Source organism: Pseudomonas silesiensis, assembly GCF_001661075.1.
Lineage (GTDB): Bacteria > Pseudomonadota > Gammaproteobacteria > Pseudomonadales > Pseudomonadaceae > Aquipseudomonas > Aquipseudomonas silesiensis.
In genome coordinates, this window is sequence record NZ_CP014870.1 from 1038630 (window position 1) to 1061528 (window position 22899).

Consider the following 22899-nt stretch of genomic DNA (forward strand, 5'->3'; position numbering starts at 1 on the left):
GAGTTCCGGGTGGACGATTACCAGCAGTCGATACGCATTTTATCCGATCGCATTGTGCTGGCGCAGACGCCCATTCGCGTCCTCGATGCGGTGAAGTGGGACGACACCATTCGCAAGGGTTTCCTCAAGGCCAAGGGCAAGGAAATGCCGGCGGTGGACCGCGATTATTACTTGAACCGGCCGCTGGCCTTCGACTCCAGCAAAGTGAAGCTGGAATTTCAGAACATCGAGCGCGACATCACCCGTCAGCTCGGCCAGTTCAACCCGGTTGGCCAGATCATGCGCCGCATGTGCAAGGAATACCGCATGGTGGTGCGCATGCTCGAAGCGCGTGGCACCGAGGATTTCGGCCTGATTTCCCAGGAACTGTACGGCGCCGCGTCCGATGCGTTCCACGCGGGTGACCCGACCCTGTCCGACCTGGGCCTGATGCTTTCCGATTACCTGAACAACATCGACGGCCGCGGCGACCTGAAGGACGAGCCGAAGCTCCTCACCGCCAAGGACGCCGTGGATTTATTGCAAACCCGGTTGAGCAAGGTATTTGGCGAGGCCGAGGACACCATTCGGGTGTTCGAGTCCGACGGTATCGTGGCCGATGCGGCGGCCGGCGCCGACTACATCAAGATCCGCACCGATGCGATGTTCAACGAGCGTGACGTGCGCGCCCTGGAAGTCCACGAAGGGCTGGTGCATGTGGGCACCACGCTCAATGGCTTGAACCAGCCGATCTGCACCTTCCTGTCCAAGGGGCCGCCTTCATCGACCGTGACCCAGGAAGGCCTGGCGATCCTGATGGAAATCATCACCTTCGCCTCCTACCCCAGTCGCCTGCGCAAACTCACCAATCGCACCCGCGCCATTCATATGGTGGAGGAGGGTGCCGACTTCCTGCAGATCTTCGAGTTCTTCCGCGAGCAGGGGTTCGAAATGGCCGAGAGTTATGGCAACGCCAGTCGCGTATTCCGGGGTTCGGTGCCGACCGGCCTGCCATTTACCAAAGACTTGTCCTACCTCAAGGGCTTTATCATGGTCTACAACTACATTCAGTTGGCCGTGCGTAAAGGCAAGCTGGAGCAGATACCGCTGTTGTTTTGCGGCAAGACCACGCTGGAAGACATGCGTACCCTGCGCCAGTTGGTGGATGAAGGCCTGGTCGTACCGCCCAAGTACCTGCCGGAACAGTTCCGTGACATGAACGCGCTGTCGGCGTGGATGTGCTTCTCCAACTTCCTCAATCACCTGAGCCTGGACCGGATCGAGGCGGATTACTCCAATATCCTCTAAGGCTGACGACATTCCCTGTGGGAGCGAGCTTGCTCGCGATAGCGGTGTGAAAGACGACATCAATGTTGAATGTCGAGCCGCCATCGCGAGCAAGCTCGCTCCCACAGGTCACTCATTTGCCGCAGGATCGTATTCCAACTTATTTCTGCGAGGTTTCATCGGATGAGAATCCTCGGCTTCATCTGCCTTCTCCTGACCTTGAGCGGTTGCAGCTCCCTGCTGTTCTACCCCGAGCCAGGCCAGCTGTTCACTCCGGAAAAAGCCAAACTCGAATTCCGCGACGTCACCCTGACCACCGCTGACGACGTCAGGCTGCACGGCTGGTGGCTGCCAGCGAAAACAGGCGTCGAGGTCAAGGGCACGGTGCTGCACCTGCATGGCAACGGCGGCAATCTGCCCATGCACCTTGGGGGCAGTTGGTGGCTGCCGAAGCAGGGCTATCAAGTACTGCTGGTGGACTATCGCGGTTACGGCCTGTCCGAAGGTGAGCCGTCGCTACCGGCGATCTACCAGGACATCGATGCCGCGTTCAAATGGCTCGACCAGGCCCCCGAGGTCCGGGGCAAGCCGCTGATCCTGCTGGGCCAGAGCCTTGGCGGTTCGATGGCCGTGCATTACCTGGTCCAGCACCCCGAACGCCAGAAACAACTCAAGGCCGTGGTCCTCGATGGCGTGCCCGCCAGTTACCGCAGCGTCGGCCGGTTCGCCCTGAGCAACTCATGGTTGTTCTGGCCGTTCCAGGTGCCGCTGTCGTGGCTGGTGCCGGACGGCGACAGCGCCATCCACTCGATGGCACAGCTCAATGGTGTACCGAAATTGATCTACCACAGCATCGACGATCCGATCGTGCCTCTTTCCAACGGCATCCGTCTGTATCAAGCTGCGCCGCCGCCCCGGGTGCTGCAACTGACCCGAGGTGGACATGTGCAGACGTTCGCCGACCCGGTCTGGCGCAAAGTCATGCTGCGCTACCTCGACGATCCGCAGCATTTCAACGGCCTGCGCCGCCTGGGCGAGACACCGAATTACCCGGCAGCCCCGAATTCCGAAGATGAACCACCAGAGAGTCCGCAATGAGTGAAGAACGTAACGCCATCCCGCTGATCATCACCGGTATCTGCAGCATCCTCGGCACCGTCGGTGCCCTGTGGTGGTATGGCTACCTGCACTTTGCCAAACCGGAAGACGCGCTGCTGCTCAGCGACTTCACCCTGCTCAAGACCGTGCCCGGCGAAGACTACAAGGTCTCCCTGGAACCGGCTGCGCAAGTGGCCCAATGCATCGATGGCGTGCTGGTGATGTTCGACACTGAACAGAAAGGCCTGAGTGGTGTGTTGGTCAACAACAAGAAGAAGGCCGTGCGCTGCATCGGGCAGGAAACCCCGCAGAAGCTGGAACCGTAGCGCGCCCACCTGTAGGAGCGAGCGGAGCGGCAATCCGACTTGCCCGCGAAGAACGATAACGCGGTATAGCTCAAAGACCGGGTTGCCCTCTTCGCGAGCAAGCTTCGCTCCTACGAAAAGCAAAACAAAAAGCCCCGCCTGATCGAATCCGGCGGGGCTTTTCGTTACAGCAGATTCAGCTTAGTTCGAGCTGACCGCCGAACGCGGGATCACCGGCTGGTTGTCGTTGGAAATGGTCACTTCCACCCGACGGTTCATTGCACGACCCGACACGCTGCCGTTTTCAGCGACCGGGTATTCCTTGCCATAACCCTGGGCAACGATGCGCGCTGGATCAACGCCCATTTTCACCAAGGCCATGCGCACGGAACCGGCGCGGCGCTCGGACAGCGACTGGTTGTGCGAAGCCGTGCCGGTGCTGTCGGTGTAACCTTCGACAATCGCTTTACGGTCCGGGTTTTCCTGAAGGAACTGCGCCAGTTTGTTGATGTTGACCAGGCCGCTGGATTTCAGGTCAGCCCGATCGGTGGCGAACAGCACATCACCGAAGGTCACCAGGGTGCCGCGATCGGTCTGTTTGGCGTTCAGGCTGTCCTGCAGCTGTTTGATCTGCTGGTCGCGGGCATCCAGGCGGGCCTGGGCACGTTGCGCAGAAGCGTTTTTCAGGTTGGCTTCAGCGGTGCGCAGGGCGATGGTCTGCTTCGCTACTTCGACACGCTGGTTGGTCAAATAGGCAAGCTGGTCGACCTTGGCCTGGTCTTCCTTGTCCATGTAGGCCTTGTCAGCCTTGTCCAGATAGTCGCTGGCGTCTTTGGTTTCCAGTGCCGCCACTTTGCTCGCTTGCGGGTTGGCTTGCAGGCCGCTGTAGTTGGTGCGGGCCTGTTCCAGGTTAGCGTTGGGCGGCGTGGAGCAGGCAGCCAGTGCAACACTTGCAGCCAGCAGGGCAGGGATCATCAATTGTTTACGCATAATGGTTTCGTCCTTTTAGTCGAGAAGAAGTACGTCGTGCCGCGCCGCTTATTGCACGGTGCGCTGGCTTTCCTGACGCATTTCCTGAACCCCTTTCTGAGAGTCCTTCACAGCCTGATCGGCTTTCATCGCCTGGGCTTTGCGCTCTGCTACGCGAGCGTCCCACTCGGCCTGTTCGGCCAGGATCTTGGCCTCGTCATACTTTTTGTCGTGCATGGCGATTTCGGCTTGCTTGAGCTTGTCCTGGGCGGACTTCATTTCCACGGCGGCGAATTCGGTACCGCCAGCACTGACTGCACCATTCACGGCGGATTCGGTTACGGCAAATTGTTCGGTCGGCGGGTTACCGGCGCAACCGGCCAGGACCAGGCTGCTGCCGATCGCCAGTGCGGCCAGTTTCAGCCTGCGCAGGGGGGTAGACGGGGATTGGGCAGTTCGGGTCTTCATGGTCTTCAACTCCATTGGAATAACTCCTGAAAAACGTAAAAATCCATCCTGGGCAAGGAGCCGCAACCGACAATTTCCGAGGTGTTCTGACACGGCCGTCCCAGGCGTGGTTACTGGGTGTGACCCGAGGCGTTTTTCAAAAGTTCAAAGAAGATGGCCCATCGCCCGAAAAAATATTGACCGGGCGGACAAGGCTCTGGGTCGGGAACTTTGGCGATCCGGGGCGGTATTCCCCGACCGTTTTGTAGGAGCGAGCTTGCTCCGGGCGGCGTTCCGACGATGGACGTAAACGATAGCGCGTTTATTCTGAATGCACGCGTCGCCTTCAAGACCATCGCGAGCAAGCTCGCTCCTACAGGTCCAGGTCCAGGTATCAGGCTGATCAGTGTTTTGGTTTGTCACTACCGCTCGACAAATCCTGCAAATGCCGACGGGACAACGCGAGAAAACGCGGCGTTGGCCCCACGTCTTCGTACAACGGATCACCTTCTTCATCAGTGGCCACGACGGTCGAGCCCTTCACGTAGGGGAAGCTTTTCTCCAGCTCTTCCAGGGCCGCGCCGATCAGCTCGCCGAGCAGTTCTTCGGGATGCCGCTTGGGGTACATCTCGACGATCGCAGCCAGGCGCGCGGCAGCCTCCACATCCAGATGAATCTTGTAGCCGGTGTCGGTCAGGCGACCCTTGGCGTTTTCTTCCCAATGCTGGGCAAGCTCGCGGATTTTCATAGTGACCTCATTGCGCGCCTGCTCATGGCAGGCAGGGTGAGTGCCGGCTTTGGCCGACGGCAGCCGTTGTACGGCTTACTCTTCAGATTAGCTATAACGCTCAAGGTTTAAAGTCCCTTCGTCGTCTTGCTTGTAAGAAGCTGTCTGGAGCGGCACTCTTAAAGATCTTAGCCGCCCGGATTTCTTGCTGGAGAACTGCTGATGACCGATATCGATGCACGCTTGCGCGAGGACGTTCACCTGTTGGGTGAACTGTTGGGCAACACCATTCGTGAACAGTACGGGGACGGCTTTCTCGATAAGATCGAGCAGATCCGCAAGGGCGCCAAGGCCGACCGTCGCGGGTCGATGGATGCCGAGCTGAGCGCGAGCCTCGACCAATTGAGCGAAGACGAATTGCTTCCGGTCGCGCGGGCGTTCAACCAGTTTCTCAACCTGGCCAATATCGCCGAGCAATATCAGCTGATTCACCGTCGCGAAGAATCGCAGCCCGCACCGTTCGAAGCGCGGGTGCTGCCGGAGCTGCTGGCGCGTCTGCGCGCCGAAGGTCATGGCGCCGAATCCCTGGCCCGACAGCTGGGCCGGCTGGAGATCGAACTGGTCCTCACGGCTCACCCGACCGAAGTGGCGCGGCGCACGCTGATCCAGAAATACGACGCCATCGCCGCGCAACTGGCCGCCCAGGACCATCGCGACCTGACCAGTGCCGAGCGCGAGCAGATCCACGCGAAGTTGCAGCGCCTGATCGCCGAAGCCTGGCACACCGAAGAAATCCGCCGCACCCGACCGACACCCGTGGATGAGGCCAAGTGGGGCTTCGCGGTGATCGAACATTCGCTGTGGCAGGCGATTCCCAATTATTTGCGCAAGGCGGACCAGGCCCTGCAGGCTGCCACCGGCCTGCACCTGCCGCTGGAGGCGGCGCCGATCCGCTTTGCCTCGTGGATGGGCGGCGACCGGGACGGCAACCCCAATGTGACCGCTGCCGTGACCCGTGAAGTCCTGCTACTGGCGCGCTGGATGGCCGCTGACTTGTACGTGCGCGATGTCGATCACCTGGCTGCCGAGTTGTCGATGCAGCAAGCCAGCGATGCCCTCAAAGCCAAAGCCGGGGACAGCGCCGAACCTTATCGCGCCGTGCTCAAACAGCTGCGCGAACGCCTGCGCGCCACCCGTAACTGGGCCCACGCGTCCTTGACCGCGACCACGCCGGCACCGGCCAATGTACTGCAAAACAACCGCGAACTGCTCGATCCGCTGGAGCTGTGCTACCACTCGCTGCACGAATGCGGCATGGGTGTGATCGCCGACGGCCCGTTGCTCGACTGTTTGCGCCGGGCCGTGACCTTCGGCCTGTTCCTGGTGCGCCTGGATGTGCGTCAGGACTCGACCCGACACTCGGCGGCGATGACCGAAATCACAGACTACCTCGGTCTCGGTCGCTACGAAGACTGGAGCGAGGAAGAGCGCATCGCTTTCCTGATGCGCGAACTCAGCAATCGTCGACCGTTGCTGCCGGCGTACTTCAAGCCGTCCGCCGACACCGCCGAAGTGCTGGCGACCTGCCGGGAAATCGCCTCGGCACCCGGGGACTCACTCGGCTCCTATGTGATTTCCATGGCGGGTGCCGCTTCCGACGTGCTGGCGGTGCAGCTGCTGCTCAAGGAGGCCGGCGTATTGCGGCCAATGCGTGTCGTGCCCTTGTTCGAAACCCTCGCCGACCTCGATAACGCCGGCCCGGTCATTGAAAAGCTGTTGCTGCTGCCGGGCTACCGCGCGCGCCTGCAAGGGCCGCAGGAAGTGATGATCGGGTATTCCGACTCGGCCAAGGACGCCGGCACCACGGCGGCGGCCTGGGCGCAGTATCGGGCGCAGGAGCGTCTGGTCGATATCTGCCGCGAGCAGCAAGTGGAGCTGCTGTTATTCCACGGTCGCGGCGGCACCGTGGGGCGCGGTGGCGGTCCGGCTCACGCGGCGATCCTGTCGCAGCCGCCAGGTTCGGTGGCGGGGCGTTTCCGCACCACCGAGCAGGGGGAAATGATTCGTTTCAAATTTGGCCTGCCGGACATCGCCGAGCAGAACCTCAACCTGTACCTGGCCGCCGTGCTGGAAGCGACCTTGCTGCCGCCGCCACCCCCGACACCCGAGTGGCGGCACTTGATGGACGAACTGGCCGCCGATGGCGTCCGGGCCTACCGCGCCGTGGTGCGGGAGAATCCGCAGTTCGTCGAGTATTTCCGCCAGTCCACCCCGGAACAGGAGCTGGGGCGCTTGCCGTTGGGCAGCCGTCCGGCCAAGCGCCGCGCGGGCGGGATCGAAAGCCTGCGGGCGATCCCGTGGATCTTCGGCTGGACCCAGACACGCCTGATGCTGCCGGCCTGGCTCGGCTGGGAAGCCGCCCTGAGCAAGGCGCTGGAGCGCGGCGAAGGCGAGCTGCTGGGACAGATGCGCGAGCAGTGGCCGTTCTTCCGCACCCGCATCGATATGCTGGAAATGGTCCTGGCCAAGGCCGATAGCGATATCGCCCGGTCCTACGATGAGCGTCTGGTCGAGCCGGATCTGCTGCCTTTGGGTGCGCATTTACGCGACCTATTGTCGCAGGCGTGCTCAGTGGTCCTGGGGCTGACCGGTCAGTCTCAGCTGCTGGCACATAGCCCAGCCACCCTCGAATTCATCCGCTTGCGCAACACTTACCTCGATCCGCTTCATCTATTGCAGGCCGAATTATTGGCCCGCTCCAGGCAACAGGAAGTGGCGCAGGACAGCCCGGTAGAACAGGCGCTGCTGGTGTCTGTGGCGGGGATTGCCGCCGGATTGCGCAATACCGGCTAAGGTTTTTGCCGTGGGTCCGGGCACTCGATGCGGGCATCGGGTGCCTGCCGGCGCAGGGCTTAAAAGTGCTGCCAGGCGACAGTTAATGATGGGGTTGCGACTAGGGGTACCCCGTCGCAAAGGTCACGTCAGGCGCGGGTTTCTCCGACTTTTGGCGGCTTGTGTGGTCAGGGCCTGCTGTGTATCTTGATCAGCCTTCGGCCGTTTGGGCGGTCACGATCCTTTTTTTGAGATTGGCCCCACGAGGCGAATCTGACGTTATCTGTATCTATAAAAAATTGAGGAGCACATCGATGCGCGTCATTCTGCTGGGAGCTCCCGGGGCCGGTAAAGGTACTCAGGCTAAGTTCATCACCGAGAAATTCGGCATTCCGCAAATCTCCACTGGCGACATGCTGCGTGCCGCGGTCAAGGCCGGTACCGAACTGGGCCTGATCGCCAAGAGCGTCATGGACAGCGGTGGTCTGGTTTCCGATGACCTGATCATCAATCTGGTCAAGGAACGCATCAGCCAGGCCGATTGCGCCAACGGTTTCCTGTTCGACGGTTTCCCGCGCACCATTCCCCAGGCTGAAGCCCTGGTGAAGGCTGGCGTCGAGCTGGATCACGTGGTCGAAATCGCCGTCGACGACGAAGAGATCGTGCAGCGTATCGCCGGGCGTCGCGTCCACGAGGCCAGCGGTCGCGTGTACCACACCGTCTACAACCCGCCGAAAGTCGAAGGTGTTGACGATCTCACCGGTGAAGCACTGGTGCAGCGCAAGGACGACACTGAAGAAACCGTGCGTCATCGCCTGTCGGTCTACCACTCGCAGACCAAGCCGCTGGTAGCTTTCTACCAGAATCTGGCCGCTGATCAGGGCAAGCCGAAATACAGCCACATTGCTGGCGTCGGTTCGGTTGAATCGATCACCGGCAAGGTGCTTGAAGCGCTGAGCTGAACATTGCCTGATCTTCTACGGCCCGCTTGCGGGCCGTAGTTGTTTATACTGGCGCACTTTTTCTGACCTCTCTTACGGAAACATCGATGAGCACCTTGCTGGCCCTGGACACCGCGACTGAAGCTTGCTCCGTTGCCTTGCTGCATGACGGCAAGGTCACGAGCCATTACGAGGTGATCCCGCGCCTGCATGCGCAGAAGCTGTTGCCGATGATTCAGCAGTTGCTGGCCGAGGCGGGGACTAGCTTGCAGGCGGTCGATGCCATCGCTTTCGGTCGCGGCCCGGGTGCTTTTACCGGCGTGCGGATCGCCATCGGCGTGGTACAGGGACTGGCGTTTGCGCTGGATCGCCCGGTGTTGCCGGTGTCGAACCTGGCAGTGCTGGCACAACGAGCGTATCGCGAACACGGCGTCAGCCAGGTTGCAGCGGCTATCGATGCGCGGATGGATGAGGTGTATTGGGGCTGCTACCGCGAGACGGCAGGGGAGATGCGCCTGGTGGGTAATGAGGCGGTGTTGCCGCCGGAAGCGGCAGCGCTGCCGGCCGATGCCAGCGGTGAATGGTTTGGCGCGGGCACCGGCTGGGGTTATGCCGAGCGCATTGCGGTCAACCTGACCGGGCAGGATGCGGGCATGCTGCCTCATGCTGAAGACCTGCTGACCCTGGCGCGATTTGCCTGGGAGCGGGGTGAGGCGATTGTGGCGGATGAGGCGCAGCCGGTGTATTTGCGCGATAAAGTGGCGACGCCCAAGGCCCGGTAATATCCCGGACCGAGTCGGTCCAATCGCGAGCAAGCTCGCTCCTACAGGGCGAGACTGCGCAACGCCACCAATCGTCGTTTTCTGCCCGGCTTGTTAAACCTTTCGTCGTTTCTGTGTTCTAGTTATCACTCGGCTGTTTGCGAAGTGGATTGTGCGCCACTAAACTGCCATCATCGATACCGAGCCCCGCAATCATGCGTATAGACGGCCTTTCCTCCCAGTCCTACCCCATCAAGCGCCAGCCTCGCAAAGGCCGCGTAGTGGAGGACGAATCCGTCGATATCGACGGTGAGCTGGAATTTCCGTCCGAAGAGCAACTGGCCGCCCGCGCCGCCAAAGCCTCAGCGCAACGCTTGAGCAATCTACCTGCCCGTCAGCAAGACATGGTTTACCACCGCGCCATGAGCAAAACCGTATCCATGGCCTTGGCCAGCTACCTGAGCACGGCCGGTTTTGTCGAGTGGGATGCGGATGTGCTGGGTCTCGACCTGTACGTCTGATGGTGCTGCCTTACTACCTCGGCTGCCCGTCCTGGAGTGAAAACGCCTGGCGCGACTATCTCTATCCGCAAGACGCCAGGCCCGCCGAATTTCTGAATCTGTATGCCCAGGTGTTCAACGCCGTGGAAGGCAACACGACCTTCTACGCCAGCCCCTCTGCCGCCACTGTGCAGCGCTGGGCCGACACCATGCCCGAACACTTTCGCTTCACCGCCAAGTTCCCCGGCGACATCAGTCACAGCGGCGACCTGCGGGAACAACTGACGGCAGCCGAAACCTTCCTGCAATTGCTCCGCCCCTTGGGTGATCGTGTTTCGCCGTTGTGGCTGCAATTGTCGAAAAGCTTCACACCGCAACGACTGTCGGAGCTGGCCGGTTTTATCGATGCCATGGACCGACCCCTGGCAGTCGAAGTGCGGCATGACGAATTTTTCGCCAAAGGCGATGCCGAGCGCAGGCTCAATCGCCTGCTGCGGGATCGTGGCGTCGAGCGTATCTGCCTCGATTCGCGCGCGCTGTTCAGCTGCACCTCGACCGCCCCGTCAGTGCTCCACGCCCAAGCGAAAAAGCCCCGGGTTCCGCCACGTCCAGCGGCCTTTACCCAATGCCCGCAGGTACGCTTCATCGGCCATCCGCAACTGGAAGCCAATGATCCGTTCCTGGTGCCCTGGGTCGAGAAAATTGCCCTGTGGATCGAAGAAGGCCGCACGCCTTATATTTTCCTGCACACCGCCGACAATCTGCTGGCAGCCAGGCTCGCTCAGCGTTTCCATGCGCAACTGATGCTGCGTTTGCCTGGCCTGGCGCCGCTGCCTGAGCTATACAGAGAGCCCGCCGCGGAGCAACTTGGCCTGCTCTGAAGCGGATTTTTTACTCTTCCCGGGAGCCTGCCAATGAATGCGCAAACCCTTCGAGCCCAGGCGTTCAAAGCCCTGCATGAACGCGACGGCGCTTTTGTCATTCCCAACCCGTGGGACGCCGGCTCGGCGATCATGCTCGCCAGCCTTGGTTTCGAGGCGCTGGCGACCACCAGCGCCGGTTATGCCTTTTCCCAGGGCCGTCCCGATGGCGGGCTGACCCTGGACCAGACCCTGGCGAACGTTCAGGCCATAGTCGCCGCCACCCCGCTGCCGGTTGCGGTGGATCTGGAAAACGGATTCGCCGACGATCCTGTCGAATGCGCCCAAAGTCTCTTGCGGGCCGCCGCAGCAGGCGCTGTCGGTGGTTCGATCGAAGATGCCACGGGACGCGAAGACGGCCCGATCTATTGCTTCGACCATGCAGTCGCCCGCATCGAAGCCGCGGTCGCCGCCGCCCGCAGTCTGCCTTTCCCGTTCACGCTGACGGCCCGGGCGGAAAACTTTCTGCACGGCAATCCCGATCTGGACGACACGATCCGCCGGCTGCAGGCGTTTGCCGACGCCGGCGCCGACGTGCTCTATGCGCCGGGCCTGCGCAGCGCCGAGGAGGTATTGGCGGTGGTGCGTGCGGTAGCGCCGAAACCGGTCAACGTCTTGATGTCCGGCGGGCTCAAGTTGACGGTCGAACAATTGAGCCAGATGGGCGTCAAGCGGATCAGCGTGGGTTCGGCGCTGGCCCTGGCGGCGTATGGTGAATTCTTTCGTGCCGCGCAAGAGATCCGGCAGTCGGGCACCTTCGGGTTCACGTCGCGCTCCATGCCGTTCCAGCAGGCCAATCAATTGTTCAAAGGCTGAAAATGCCGGTGCTGCGGGTGGTGTTCGTGCTGTTGTTGATCATCGGCGCGGCGGCAGCGGTGAGCGTCTGGCGTGGCTGGATCACGCCGCCGCCGCAATGGAACCCCTGGGCGCCGCTGGATGTGAAGGCTGCACCCAATTTTCTGACGCGGTACAAGCTGATGCGACTGCGCGATGATCCGCAGCTGTGCGATCAGGCCCTGGGCAGCTCCGGATTGCGCGTGTCCCGCCAGGCCGACAGCTCAGGCGCGACCTGCCCGCTGATCAACACCCTGCGTGTGCAAGGCGGCGAAGTGGCCCTGAGCAGCAGTTTTCTCGCCAGTTGTCGCCTGGCGGTGTCTTTCGCCCTGTTCGAGCATCACGCGTTGCAACCCGCGGCACAGGCGGTCTATGGCCAACCTGTGACCCGCGTCGAGCATCTGGGCAGCTTTGCCTGTCGCAACGTTTACGGTCGCGAAAACGGCAGGCGCAGCCAGCATGCCAGCGCCAATGCGCTCGATATCGCCGGTTTCCGCCTGGCCGATGGCCGCTCTATCAGCGTGCTCAAGGATTGGCCGAAGGATAATCGGGACGCACGGTTTTTACGTCTGGTCCGCGATGGCGCCTGCGACATGTTCAATGGCGTATTGAGCCCGGACTACAACGCCGCCCATCGCGATCACTTTCACCTGGATGTCGGGCCATGGAGCGTATGTCGCTGAGTTTCAGGCGGCGATACGCAGGTTCTGCAACACGATCGGGCGCGCCCAGCCGGTATCGAAATCGAAGTCTTTCTGTTGCTCCAGCCGCTCTTCTGGCGAGAACGGCGGGAAGGGCTTGTCCAGCAGATGAAGTTCGAACTCGGCGATCGGCAAATGCAGGGCACGCGCTTGTGGTGCCGGGCCGGCTGGCGGCACAGGCTGACCGGCGGCCAGCACGATCGGGCGCACCCAACTGCTTTCGAAGTCCTGCTGTTGCTGCTGCGCGCGGATTTCCTCCGGCGGGAAGGGTGGGGAAGGTGCGTCCAACAGCTCTATTTCGAACTCGGCAATCGGCAGGAACAACGGCTCGGGCGGGCTTACTTTGTTGTCCTTAACCTCACATTCGCGCTGCGAAACGATGTGCGCCAGCAGATCGCTGCCAACGGTGGGTTCGACCGGGCTGTCGAGATCGACCGGTGGAAAGTTGAGCGACTCTGGCAACACCTCGCCCGACTGTTCGGCCAGTGCCCGGGCAAAAAAATCCTGCCACAGGTGACTGACACCGCTCAGTGCCTGGGTATTTTGCCGACTGTAATCGCCGTAGGGCGAGATAAAGCCGGTAATGGAGGGTTGAAAGTCTGACATTTCTCTCGGTCGACGCTCAGCTCTGGCAAAATGCTCGATAGTGTTGTTATCGGCCGTTTTTGCCGATCATTAATTTTTCGAGCGTGTTTCCCCATGATTGAGCAACCTGCGGCCTGCCGCATCCACGTCGAGGCTTCGACCCCGGCCTTTCAGCCACAGGCCGAACAATGGGCCGAGCGCCTGGGCTTGCCGATGCAGGTGGCGGACGCCGAATTTGCCTTGCAGGTGGGCGAGCAGGGTTTGCAGTTGCAACAACTGGGTGCCGATGCGCCGGGACCGGTGCGGGTGGACTTTGTCGAGGGCGGCGCGGCCCACCGTCGGTTGTTCGGTGGCGGCACGGGGCAGATGATCGCCAAGGCGGTGGGCATTGCCCAGGGCGTGCGTCCGCGGGTGCTGGATGCCACGGCAGGGTTGGGCAAGGATGCGTTCGTGCTGGCGAGCCTGGGCTGCGAGATGAACCTGATCGAGCGTCAGCCATTGATCGGCGCCTTGCTGGAAGATGGCCTGGCCCGTGGCGCGGAGGATTTCGACGTGGCGCCGATCGTGGCGCGGATGAGATTGCTCAAGGGTAATTCGATCGAAGTGATGCGCAACTGGGAAGGGGAGCCGCCCCAGGTGATCTACCTCGACCCGATGTTTCCCCATCGTGAGAAAACGGCGTTGGTGAAGAAGGAAATGCGTTTGTTCCGACCGTTGGTGGGGGATGATCCCGATGCGCCGGCGCTGCTTGAAGCGGCCCTGGCGCTGGCCAGTCACCGGGTGGTGGTCAAGCGCCCACGCAAGGCGCCGTGCATTGCGGGGCCGAAGCCGAGTCATGCGCTGGACGGGAAATCCAGTCGGTATGACATTTATCCGAAGAAAGCGCTCAAATCCTGAGACCGCGTCGCCTCCTTCGCGAGCAAGCCCGCTCCCACAGTTGATCTCTGCGGTTCACAAAATAGGTGTTCACCGCAGATCCAATGTGGGAGCGGGCTTGCTCGCGAAGGCGCCGGACCAGACACCCAAAAACTATCAGACAGCTTCCCGCCGATAAGCCCGCATAAACAACCCCACCACTTCCCGCACATGGCTCTCGGCCACATCCCCGGTCAACGGCTCGCCACACCCATACAACAAGCGAAAATTCCCCGCTCCCTTGAGCAGGCAGAAAAAGTGCTCGGCTGCATTGCGCGGCTTGTCGATGCTCAGCGCACCGCTCTGATCAACCTTGCTCAGCAATCGCTCCATCCCATGCAGCACGCGCTCCGGCCCGGCCTCGAAGAAAATCTGCGAGAGCTTCGGGTCCTGGCTGCCCAGGGTCATCATCAGCCGGTGCAGGTTCACCGATTCGTCGCTGTTGATCAGCTGATGAAAGCCACGCGCGATGTTCAACAACACCGTTTCTACCGCGACGCCGTCCGGCAATTCGAAAAACAGCGTCGGCAATTGCTCTTCGCACTTGGCGACCACTGCGGCGGAGAACAGCGTCTCCTTGTCGTTGAAATGGCTGTAGACCGTCAGCTTCGACACACCGGCTTCGGCCGCGACCGCGTCCATGCTGGTGTTGGCATAGCCATTACTCAGAAACAGAATTTTCGCCGCTTCGAGGATCGCCTGGCGCTTGGCCAGATCCTTGGGGCGGCCCGGCCCGTTGGCTGCTGAAAGAGTGTTCGACATATTCGCTTTTAATACTGGACTGGTGAGTTTGCTATTAATAACATACTGGTCAGTATAATTATTCCAAGCACCATTAGCGAAAGGTCCTTCACCATGTTCCGCTATGCCTTGCCCTTCGCGTTGCCGGTCAGTCTGGCGTTTTTCTTGTCTGCGTGCGGTCACGAAGAGGCGCCTCAAGTCACCGTCCGCCCGGCCCTGGTGGTGCAGCCAGAGCCGTCGGCCCGGACGATGGAAAGCTTTCCCGGTGAAGTCCGTGCGCGTTTCGAGCCGGAGCTGGCGTTTCGCATTGGCGGCAAAGTCAGCCGACGACTGGTCGAGGAAGGGCAGCGGGTCAAGGCTGACCAACCGCTGGCGGAGCTCGATCCTCAGGACGTGCGCCTGCAACTGGAGGCCACCCGCGCCCAGGTCGCCGCCGCCGAAGCCAATCTGAACCTGGTGCGTGCCGAGCGCGATCGCTACAAGACCCTGATGGATCGGCAGATGGTCAGTCGTTCGCAATACGACAATGCCGAAAACCTGTTCCGCTCTGGTGAAGCCCGCCTGAAGCAGATCAAGGCCGAGTTCAATGTCTCGACCAACCAGGCCAGCTACGCGGTGCTGCGCGCACCCCAGGATGGTGTGGTGGCCAAGCGTGCGGTGGAAGTCGGGCAAGTCGTGGCGGCGGGACAAACCGTGTTTACCCTGGCCACCGATGGCGAGCGCGAAGTCTCGATCAGTCTCCCGGAACAGGGCTTCGGCCGGTTCAAGGTCGGCCAGCCGGTGTCGGTGGAACTCTGGACCCAACCCGATCAACGTTTCGCCGGGCGCATCCGTGAGTTATCCCCGGCAGCCGATCCGAAATCCCGTACCTTCGCCGCGCGCATCTCATTCACTGAAGGCAAGGTTCCCGCCGAACTCGGCCAAAGTGCCCGGGTGTTCGTACAGGCCGCCGACGTGGTTACGCTGTCCGTACCGCTTTCGGCGCTGACCGCGGAGAACGGCGCGACCTACGTCTGGGTCGTCGGTGCCAACAACACCTTGAAGAAAACCCCGGTGCGCATCGGTGCTTTCGGCGAGAAAACCGTGCCTGTGCTCGAAGGCTTGAAAGCCAGTGACTGGGTAGTGGCGGCCGGTGTCCATGTGCTGCTCGAAGGGCAGCAGGTGCGCCCCGTGGATCGTTCCAACCGCGTGGTCAATCTGGCGGACAAGGAGTAGTCCCGATGGGTTTCAATCTCTCCGCATGGGCGTTGCGTAATCGCCAGATCGTCCTGTTCCTGATGCTGTTGCTGGCGGTCGTGGGGGCACTTTCCTACACCAAGCTCGGCCAAAGCGAAGACCCGCCGTTCACCTTCAAGGCCATGGTGATCCGCACGCTCTGGCCAGGGGCGACGGCGCAGGAAGTGTCGCGCCAGGTCACCGAGCGCATTGAAAAGAAGCTGATGGAAACCGGCGAGTACGAGCGCATCGTCTCGTTTTCCCGCCCAGGCGAGTCCCAGGTGACGTTCATTGCCCGGGACTCCATGCATTCGGTGGACATTCCCGAGCTCTGGTACCAGGTCCGCAAGAAGACCAACGACATCCGCCACACCCTGCCACCGGGCGTTCAGGGACCCTTCTTCAACGATGAATTCGGCACGACATTCGGCAACATCTACGCCCTGACCGGCGACGGATTCGACTACGCGGTACTCAAGGATTACGCCGACCGCATCCAGATCCAGCTGCAACGGGTCAAGGACGTGGGCAAGGTCGATCTGCTCGGCCTGCAGGACGAGAAGATCTGGATCGAACTCTCCAACGTCAAGCTCGCCACCCTCGGCCTGCCCCTGGCGGCAGTGCAGCAAGCGCTCGAGGAGCAGAACGCGGTGTCCACCGCCGGCTTCTTCGAAACCACCAGCGAGCGCTTGCAGCTACGGGTTTCGGGGAATTTCCAGACAGTCGACGAGATCAAGAACTTCCCGATCCGCGTCGGCGACCGCACCTTCCGGATCGCCGATGTAGCGAATGTTCGGCGTGGTTTCAACGATCCACCCGCGCCGCGCATGCGCTTCATGGCCGAAGATGCCATCGGACTGGCCGTGGCCATGAAGGAGGGTGGCGACATTCTGGTGCTGGGCAAGGCGCTGGAAGTCGAGTTCGCCAGGATCCAGAAAAACCTTCCGGCCGGCATGCAGTTGCGCAAGGTCTCCGACCAGCCCGCGGCGGTGAAAACCGGGGTCGGCGAGTTCGTTCAAGTACTGGTGGAAGCCCTGGCCATCGTGCTGTTGGTGAGCTTCTTCTCCCTCGGCGTGCGTACCGGCATGGTGGTCGCCCTGGCGATTCCGCTGGTGTTGGCCATGACCTTCGCCTGCATGTATTACCTCGGCATCGGCCTGCACAAAATCTCCCTCGGCGCGCTGGTGCTGGCGCTGGGGCTGCTGGTGGACGACGCGATCATCGCCGTGGAAATGATGGCGATCAAAATGGAGCAGGGCTTCGACCGGATCAAGGCCGCCAGCTATGCCTGGACCAGTACCGCGTTCCCGATGCTCACCGGCACGCTGATCACCGCGGCCGGCTTCCTGCCGATTGCCACTGCGCAATCGGGCACCGGCGAATACACCCGCTCGATCTTCCAGGTGGTGACCATTGCCTTGCTGGCGTCGTGGATCGCCGCGGTGGTGTTCGTGCCCTATCTGGGGGAGAAACTCCTGCCGGACCTGGCGAAAATTCATGCGGCCAAACACGGGACCGGCGACGGCCAGGCCGACCCCTACGGTACGCCGTTCTATCAGCGGGTCAGGCGCTTGGTGGAGTGGTGCGTGCGCTGGCGCAAGACCGTGATCCTGCTGACCGTGGTCTTGTTCATCGGCTCCATCGTGCTGTTCCGCTTTGTTCCACAGCAGTTTTTCCCGGCGTCCGGGCGTCTTGAGTTGATGGTCGACCTGAAACTGGCCGAAGGCGCTTCCCTGAGCAACACCGCCGACGAGGTCAAGCGCCTTGAAGCGCTGCTGAAGGATCATGTGGGTATCGACAACTACGTGGCCTACGTCGGCACCGGTTCGCCGCGTTTTTACCTGCCGCTGGATCAGCAACTGCCGGCGGCGAGCTTCGCCCAGTTTGTCGTCCTGGCCAAGACCATCGAGGACCGCGAACCCCTGCGTACCTGGCTGATCGAAACCCTCAACGAACAATTCCCGGCCCTGCGCTCGCGGGTCACACGTCTGGAGAACGGCCCGCCGGTAGGCTATCCGGTGCAGTTCCGGGTCACTGGCGAGCACATCGATGAAGTCCGTGCGCTGGCGCGCAAAGTCGCGGCCAAGGTTCGCGAGAACCCCCACGTGGTCAACGTCCACCTGGACTGGGAAGAGCCGAGCAAAGTCGTGTACCTGAACATCGATCAGGACCGCGCCCGGGCACTTGGCGTGAGCACGGCAAACCTGTCGAGGTTCCTGCAAAGCTCCCTGACCGGTTCCAGCGTCAGCCAGTACCGTGAAGACAACGAATTGATCGAGATCCTGCTGCGCGGCACCGTGCACGAACGCACCGAACTGTCGTTGCTGCCGAGCCTGGCGGTGCCGACCGACAACGGCCGCAGCGTGGCGCTGTCGCAGATCGCCACCCTGGAATACGGCTTCGAGGAAGGCATCATCTGGCACCGTAACCGCCTGCCCAATGTGACAGTCCGCGCCGATATCTATGGCAAGGAACAGCCGGCGACCCTGGTGCAGCAGATCATGCCGACCCTCGATCCGATCCGCGCCGAATTGCCGGACGGCTATCTGCTGGACGTCGGCGGCACCGTGGAAGATTCGGCCCGGGGGCAGAATTCGGTGAAGGCTGGGGTGCCGTTGTTCATTGTGGTGGTGCTGACCTTGCTGATGCTGCAACTGCGCAGTTTCTCGCGCACGGTGATGGTGTTTCTCACCGCGCCGCTGGGGTTGATCGGGGTGACTTTGTTTCTGATGGTGTTTCGTCAGCCGTTTGGTTTCGTTGCCATGCTGGGGACTATCGCCTTGTCCGGGATGATCATGCGTAATTCGGTGATTCTGGTGGATCAGATCGAGCAGGATATCGCTGCCGGGCTCAAGCCTTGGCAAGCGATTATCGAAGCCACGGTGCGGCGGTTCCGGCCGATTGTGTTGACGGCGTTGGCGGCGGTGCTGGCGATGATTCCGTTGTCACGCAGTGTGTTTTTCGGGCCGATGGCGGTGGCGATCATGGGGGGGTTGATTGTGGCTACGGCGCTGACGTTGTTGTTTCTTCCTGCGCTTTATGCGGCCTGGTTCAGGGTCAGGGAGGAGTCGGTTTGATTTTTTGGACTTGGCGGCCTTCGGGCCGACCAGGTTGTTGGTGGGTGAGTACATATCCGTTGCTGCGGTAACGGCCGCTTATGGTTTCGCCCTTACGGCGAGTCACTTGGAAAAGCCCCAAGTAACCAAGGGCTCTTGCCCCTTTCGTTCGGTGCCTCGCCTAGGCTCGGCATGCCCTCGCTCCGGTCCTGCTCCGTGGGCCCGCCGCGATCGGCCATCCATGGCCGTGCGCGGCTAACCCGGCATCCATGCCGGGTTGCCCACTACGCAGAACCTCCACTCGGCCTCTCGATGGGGCGGTGCGTCAAGATCAAAAGCTGCAGGCGAGCTAACGCTCGGCCTGATGAGTGGTGGAGAGCGTCGGTGTACGCCGATCATTGTAGGAGCGAGCTTGCTCCGGGCGGCGTTCCGACGATGGTCGTTAACGATAACGCGTGTTTACTGGTTAAACGCGGCGCTCTTGAGTCCATCGCGAGCAAGCTCGCTCCTACAATTTCCTGACCGGCATTGAGGCTTGCCCGCCGCACTGATTTTCCGGATGTACACGAGCCCCCTGTAGGAGCGAGGCTTGCCCGCGAAGACGGCCTGCCAGCCAACCTGATTTTACGAATGTACCCAGAACCCTTGTGGGAGCTGGCTTGCCTGCGAAGGCGGCCTGCCAGCCAACCTGATTTCAGAAATGTATCATCTCGATCCGCAGCAGTAGCACAACCAAAAAGCCCGCTGAACCTGTGGAGGCCGGCGGGCTTTTTGTGAATGATCGTCGTCTGAGACCGGCCGAGACATGGTCATCCCGAGCGATCTTTGCAAACGCACCTGTCTCAGATTTATCTGATATTGAGACCAGGGAAGCAAAATGCTGTGCTCAGGACTCAGTTTCATCAGTTTTTGAGACAGCGCCGATGAAAAAACGCCACTCTGAAGGGTACAAGATGGGGCCGCGAGTGGGTGTTCTTCCTGCGGCCTGCAACGACAACCTGAATCATTGTGGGATCGAGCTTGCTCCGGGCGGCGTTCCGACGATGGAGGTCAACGATAACGCGTGCAATCTGGATCAGCGCGTCGCCCTCGAGTCCTTCGCGAGGCCGGTCTCACTCCCACAGGTGTTGTGTTGAAACCTAGAGCGTACCGAACACTTTCTTCGCCAAACTGGTCGCCGCCGCCGCAGGGTTCTGGCGAAGGGTTTCTTCCTGTTTTCCAATCATCTCGAACAAACCGTTCAACGCCTGCTCGGTGACATAGCTTTCGATGTTGGCATTCTTTGCATCCAGCACGCCCAGCGTTGCAGCCTGGCCCGCGAACGAGTTGTACTGTTTGGCCAGTCCAACCTGGTCGGTGGCTTGCTTGACGATCGGCAGGAACTTGACACGGATCTGTTCGCGGCTGGTTTTGCTCAGGTACTGCGTGGCCGAGTCATTGCCGCCGCTAAGAATGTCCTTGGCATCGGTCACGCTCATTTTTTTCACTGCATCGACCAGGATCGGCTGGGCCTGGGTGACGGCGGATTCAGCGGCCTTGTTCATGCTGGTTTCCAGTTGATCGACCTGGGCGCCCATGCCGAACTGTTTCATTTTGCTGGCGACTTTTCCCAGTTTGCCGGGCAGTTCGATTTTCACCTCCGGGTTGTTGCTGAAGCCACCAGGCGTACCGAGCTGCTTCACGGCCAGTTGCGCGCCCTGGGTCAGGGCATCTTTCAGGCCGCCGGTGGCGTCCTTTTGCGACAGGTCGCTGAGCGACAGCGCGAAGGCGCTGGCGCAGAACATCAAGCCTGCGCACAGGCCGGCGAGATGAAAAGTAGGGCGGAGCATGGTGGCTTCCTTGTTGGAATAAATTAGCGGACGGCGTGAACGCGGATTTTCATCGACTGCGGGTCGCTGCCATCAAGCTGTACGACGTGTTGTTCGGTAGTGGTATACATCAGTTTGCCATTCACCTCGATCCGCGCGCTGACCGAATAACGATTGCCGGGTTTGACCTGTGCCGGATCGTAGCTCAGATGAAACGGCAGCGGCACCTGACCTTCGACCGGTCCTTCCTGTTCGCCAAGGACCACGGCGGGGGCGTCGGCCAGGGAAACGTCCTGCAGGCTGACGCTCAAGGTGGCGTTCGGCGGCAGGGCGATGCGTTGCAGGTAGTACACTTCGCCGTTCAGCTGGGGTTCAGCGGCAGGTTGTATCAACTGACAGGCACCCAGCAGGGTGGCGACGGCCAATAGAGAAAGTTTTTTCATCGCAGAGCTCCATATTTAAGGTGTCGCCATAAGCCTTGGCGCCTGAGGGAATTTAGTCGGTCTTCGCCACAAGCGCGACCTGATCCTCCGCATCTTCACTGCGATGCAACGCCGCCTGACGGATCGACAAGCGAATCTCCGCCGACAATACCCGCTTCGCCGCGCCTTCGGCCAGCGGACGTAGCTGTTTTTTCGGGGGGAGGGGGCGACTGGATCAGGGCAATAATTGCGCTTGAATGCTATTCAAGCGCAATTATCTTTGGAAAGATTTTAAACAAGCTCTCTCGGGTTGTAATCCATGAATACACTCGCTGATGGAGTCGTGTTGCTCAAATCTACCGGATAGTATTGACGAGCAGTATGAGTTACGGCGCTCAGAGAATTGATTTCAGCGTAAATACCGTATTCCTCGTTTTGGTCGATTTGCAGTGGATCAAAGTGCATTTTAAACGTAACGGCTTGATCATTACCTGTGCGTACAAGCGAGATTCGTTGCTTTTCTACCACTTCTTTGGAGTTTATGTTTACCAGTACGACTTTGAGCGCAGTGTTGGCGAAGATTTGATCTGCTTTCAAATACACTTCACCGTGTACGTAGATGTTGTCGGTTTTGCTCATTTCTAATATCCTTATTTGAACGCCATGAATGAAGTGGAATAATGGCACCTATGCCATGACGTAAGCGGAATTTGCGCTAAGCGTCGATCCGAACGGTTTTGAATTCAGCCACCGAAAGCCGGGGCTTGAACAGTTTCGGGCATCAGAACCAGTTTCGCGGGTTTAATCCCCAGCGACAGTTGGCGCTGGCTGTAGGTCTCGAATGAGCCAGTCAGTGCGTACAGTTGGCCTGGTTTGATCACGGATGGGTCATAACGCAGGTAGAAGGGGGTGATTTGCTTCGTCAGGCTTACGCTCTCACTAACAACAACCTCACGGTTATCATCGGTAGTCAGCTTCACAAACAGTTTTGAATCCTCAGGGTAACCAATCCGGGGCATCCAGAATTTTTCGACAGCGATATAGCCCACAGGACTCAAGTGAATGTCGGTATCGTGATCGCCTCCAGCCCACCAGAAATCCTGTTCCAGATCCAGTAACAGTGCGGTCCCTTGATGGGCGATTTTTACATCAATGGAAAAGCGACTCCCGATGTTAACCAGATCTGAATCGACAATGACCGAGAAGTTGATGGGGCGCTTCGATGGTAGTGTGTTGCTACCCCACTTGCTGTGAAGTCTGGGCGCATCCCTGTTGGTAATGTTTTGTATTCTTATGCTTATTTCGCAGTCCTCCGGTAGTTCAAAGTCTGGAGGGAAGTGCAAAAGTGCATTGATGGTATGTTGGGTCATCATGATTTCCTTATCATGTCTCGGATTGGCTTGAAAGTTTGAATGGCGACAGTGGTTAATGGTTGACGCGGCTGACCAGAATTTTCTGACCTTTCACGTGGTCTACGCCCAGTTCCACCGAGTGACGCTCAGCGGTGATAAAGACCAGCTTGCCGTCAGTCTTGATACTCGCGCTAATTGCATAGCTGTGGCCGGGTAGGACATCTGCCATGGGGTACACGAGATTAAATCCAAGCCCTGCAGTTTCTGCATGAGGAGTGACTTGGTGGGCAAGTTCTTTGGCCGAGGCATCAGCCAGAGAGACATCCAGCAGGCTGACGTAGAGGGTCGAGTTTGGCAGTAATGCAATCTTTTCGAGATAGTGCACGGTACCGCCGATGGTCTTTACGGGTTCGTTGCTCATGTTGATTTCCTTATCGATTATATCGAAATTGACGAGCGCTGAGCTTATCGTCAGAGCTGTCGAACTTTCCGTAGGAGGCTTCG

General features: G+C 60.3%; 23 protein-coding genes and 1 pseudogene. 13 read left to right on the forward strand and 11 right to left on the reverse strand.

Annotated features, from left to right (window positions below; translation table 11 throughout):
• Window positions 1-9 precede the first annotated feature (9 nt).
• The 3 genes from PMA3_RS04630 (at window position 10) to PMA3_RS04640 (ending at window position 2690) form a co-directional block, all read left to right on the forward strand.
• Complete coding sequence (locus tag PMA3_RS04630) at window positions 10-1287, forward strand: flavohemoglobin expression-modulating QEGLA motif protein (protein WP_064676064.1); 1278 nt, start codon at window positions 10-12, stop codon at window positions 1285-1287.
• A 162-nt stretch (window positions 1288-1449) separates the two neighbouring features.
• Window positions 1450-2364 (forward strand): alpha/beta hydrolase, encoded by a 915-nt coding sequence (locus tag PMA3_RS04635; protein WP_064676065.1) that lies wholly within the window; start codon window positions 1450-1452, stop codon window positions 2362-2364.
• Complete coding sequence (locus tag PMA3_RS04640) at window positions 2361-2690, forward strand: PA3694 family proteiin (RefSeq protein WP_064676066.1); 330 nt, start codon at window positions 2361-2363, stop codon at window positions 2688-2690. The genes PMA3_RS04635 and PMA3_RS04640 overlap by 4 nt, the downstream gene beginning before the upstream one ends.
• Before the next feature lie 180 nt (window positions 2691-2870).
• On the opposite strand, the gene lptF is transcribed toward PMA3_RS04640, so the two are convergent.
• The 3 genes from lptF to PMA3_RS04655 all read right to left on the reverse strand — a co-directional run bounded on the left by lptF (window position 2871) and on the right by PMA3_RS04655 (window position 4833).
• Complete coding sequence (gene lptF, locus PMA3_RS04645; RefSeq protein WP_064676067.1) at window positions 2871-3659, reverse strand: lipotoxin F family OmpA-related lipoprotein LptF; 789 nt, start codon at window positions 3657-3659, stop codon at window positions 2871-2873.
• Window positions 3660-3707: 48 nt separating this feature from the next.
• Window positions 3708-4121 (reverse strand): DUF4398 domain-containing protein, encoded by a 414-nt coding sequence (locus PMA3_RS04650; RefSeq protein WP_064676068.1) that lies wholly within the window; start codon window positions 4119-4121, stop codon window positions 3708-3710.
• A gap of 367 nt (window positions 4122-4488) precedes the next feature.
• Window positions 4489-4833, reverse strand: a complete 345-nt coding sequence (locus PMA3_RS04655; protein WP_064676069.1) for a hypothetical protein — start codon at window positions 4831-4833, stop codon at window positions 4489-4491.
• 201 nt (window positions 4834-5034) lie between these two features.
• On the opposite strand from PMA3_RS04655, the gene ppc reads away from it, so the two are divergent.
• The 7 genes from ppc to PMA3_RS04690 all read left to right on the forward strand — a co-directional run bounded on the left by ppc (window position 5035) and on the right by PMA3_RS04690 (window position 12283).
• The gene (gene ppc / locus PMA3_RS04660; RefSeq protein ID WP_064676070.1) at window positions 5035-7665 is read left to right on the forward strand and encodes a phosphoenolpyruvate carboxylase; all 2631 of its coding nucleotides are present in this window, start codon (window positions 5035-5037) and stop codon (window positions 7663-7665) included.
• A 293-nt stretch (window positions 7666-7958) separates the two neighbouring features.
• Window positions 7959-8606 carry an adenylate kinase gene (gene adk, locus PMA3_RS04665; RefSeq protein ID WP_064676071.1) on the forward strand — a complete coding sequence of 216 codons (648 nt, stop codon included), beginning with the start codon at window positions 7959-7961 and terminating at the stop codon, window positions 8604-8606.
• Between the two features lie 86 nt (window positions 8607-8692).
• On the forward strand, window positions 8693-9367 hold the full coding sequence (gene tsaB, locus PMA3_RS04670; protein ID WP_064676072.1) for a tRNA (adenosine(37)-N6)-threonylcarbamoyltransferase complex dimerization subunit type 1 TsaB: 675 nt from the start codon (window positions 8693-8695) through the stop codon (window positions 9365-9367).
• A 194-nt stretch (window positions 9368-9561) separates the two neighbouring features.
• Window positions 9562-9867: a hypothetical protein gene (locus tag PMA3_RS04675; protein WP_064676073.1), complete on the forward strand. Its 306-nt coding sequence runs from the start codon at window positions 9562-9564 to the stop codon at window positions 9865-9867.
• Window positions 9867-10727 carry a DUF72 domain-containing protein gene (locus PMA3_RS04680; RefSeq protein WP_064676074.1) on the forward strand — a complete coding sequence of 287 codons (861 nt, stop codon included), beginning with the start codon at window positions 9867-9869 and terminating at the stop codon, window positions 10725-10727. The genes PMA3_RS04675 and PMA3_RS04680 overlap by 1 nt, the downstream gene beginning before the upstream one ends.
• Window positions 10728-10760: 33 nt before the next feature.
• Window positions 10761-11582, forward strand: a complete 822-nt coding sequence (locus PMA3_RS04685; RefSeq protein ID WP_064676075.1) for an isocitrate lyase/PEP mutase family protein — start codon at window positions 10761-10763, stop codon at window positions 11580-11582.
• A 2-nt stretch (window positions 11583-11584) separates the two neighbouring features.
• Window positions 11585-12283, forward strand: a complete 699-nt coding sequence (locus PMA3_RS04690) for an extensin-like domain-containing protein (RefSeq protein WP_064676076.1) — start codon at window positions 11585-11587, stop codon at window positions 12281-12283.
• A gap of 3 nt (window positions 12284-12286) precedes the next feature.
• Here PMA3_RS04690 and PMA3_RS04695 read toward each other — a convergent pair whose 3' ends face one another.
• Window positions 12287-12907 (reverse strand): hypothetical protein, encoded by a 621-nt coding sequence (locus PMA3_RS04695; protein WP_064676077.1) that lies wholly within the window; start codon window positions 12905-12907, stop codon window positions 12287-12289.
• 93 nt (window positions 12908-13000) lie between these two features.
• On the opposite strand from PMA3_RS04695, the gene PMA3_RS04700 reads away from it, so the two are divergent.
• Window positions 13001-13783 carry a class I SAM-dependent methyltransferase gene (locus PMA3_RS04700; RefSeq protein ID WP_064676078.1) on the forward strand — a complete coding sequence of 261 codons (783 nt, stop codon included), beginning with the start codon at window positions 13001-13003 and terminating at the stop codon, window positions 13781-13783.
• A gap of 135 nt (window positions 13784-13918) precedes the next feature.
• Here PMA3_RS04700 and PMA3_RS04705 read toward each other — a convergent pair whose 3' ends face one another.
• The gene (locus PMA3_RS04705) at window positions 13919-14563 is read right to left on the reverse strand and encodes a TetR/AcrR family transcriptional regulator (protein ID WP_064676079.1); all 645 of its coding nucleotides are present in this window, start codon (window positions 14561-14563) and stop codon (window positions 13919-13921) included.
• A 93-nt stretch (window positions 14564-14656) separates the two neighbouring features.
• Here PMA3_RS04705 and PMA3_RS04710 point away from each other — a divergent pair, with 93 nt between their 5' ends.
• Window positions 14657-15757, forward strand: coding sequence for an efflux RND transporter periplasmic adaptor subunit (locus tag PMA3_RS04710; RefSeq protein WP_064676080.1), 1101 nt, complete (start codon window positions 14657-14659; stop codon window positions 15755-15757).
• Between the two features lie 5 nt (window positions 15758-15762).
• Window positions 15763-18834: an efflux RND transporter permease subunit gene (locus PMA3_RS04715; RefSeq protein ID WP_064676081.1), complete on the forward strand. Its 3072-nt coding sequence runs from the start codon at window positions 15763-15765 to the stop codon at window positions 18832-18834.
• A gap of 1118 nt (window positions 18835-19952) precedes the next feature.
• Here the strand turns inward: PMA3_RS04715 and PMA3_RS04725 are convergent.
• The 6 genes and pseudogenes from PMA3_RS04725 to PMA3_RS04745 form a co-directional block, all read right to left on the reverse strand.
• Window positions 19953-20642, reverse strand: coding sequence for a DUF4197 domain-containing protein (locus PMA3_RS04725; protein ID WP_064676083.1), 690 nt, complete (start codon window positions 20640-20642; stop codon window positions 19953-19955).
• Window positions 20643-20665: 23 nt separating this feature from the next.
• Window positions 20666-21064 (reverse strand): YbaY family lipoprotein, encoded by a 399-nt coding sequence (locus PMA3_RS04730; RefSeq protein ID WP_064676084.1) that lies wholly within the window; start codon window positions 21062-21064, stop codon window positions 20666-20668.
• Between the two features lie 52 nt (window positions 21065-21116).
• Window positions 21117-21248: pseudogene (locus PMA3_RS33505) on the reverse strand (hypothetical protein); the annotation flags it as partial.
• 86 nt (window positions 21249-21334) lie between these two features.
• Window positions 21335-21682, reverse strand: coding sequence for a YbaY family lipoprotein (locus PMA3_RS04735; protein ID WP_064676085.1), 348 nt, complete (start codon window positions 21680-21682; stop codon window positions 21335-21337).
• 104 nt (window positions 21683-21786) lie between these two features.
• The gene (locus PMA3_RS04740; RefSeq protein WP_237140686.1) at window positions 21787-22416 is read right to left on the reverse strand and encodes a YbaY family lipoprotein; all 630 of its coding nucleotides are present in this window, start codon (window positions 22414-22416) and stop codon (window positions 21787-21789) included.
• A gap of 52 nt (window positions 22417-22468) precedes the next feature.
• Window positions 22469-22816 carry a YbaY family lipoprotein gene (locus PMA3_RS04745; protein WP_064676087.1) on the reverse strand — a complete coding sequence of 116 codons (348 nt, stop codon included), beginning with the start codon at window positions 22814-22816 and terminating at the stop codon, window positions 22469-22471.
• Window positions 22817-22899 lie beyond the last annotated feature (83 nt).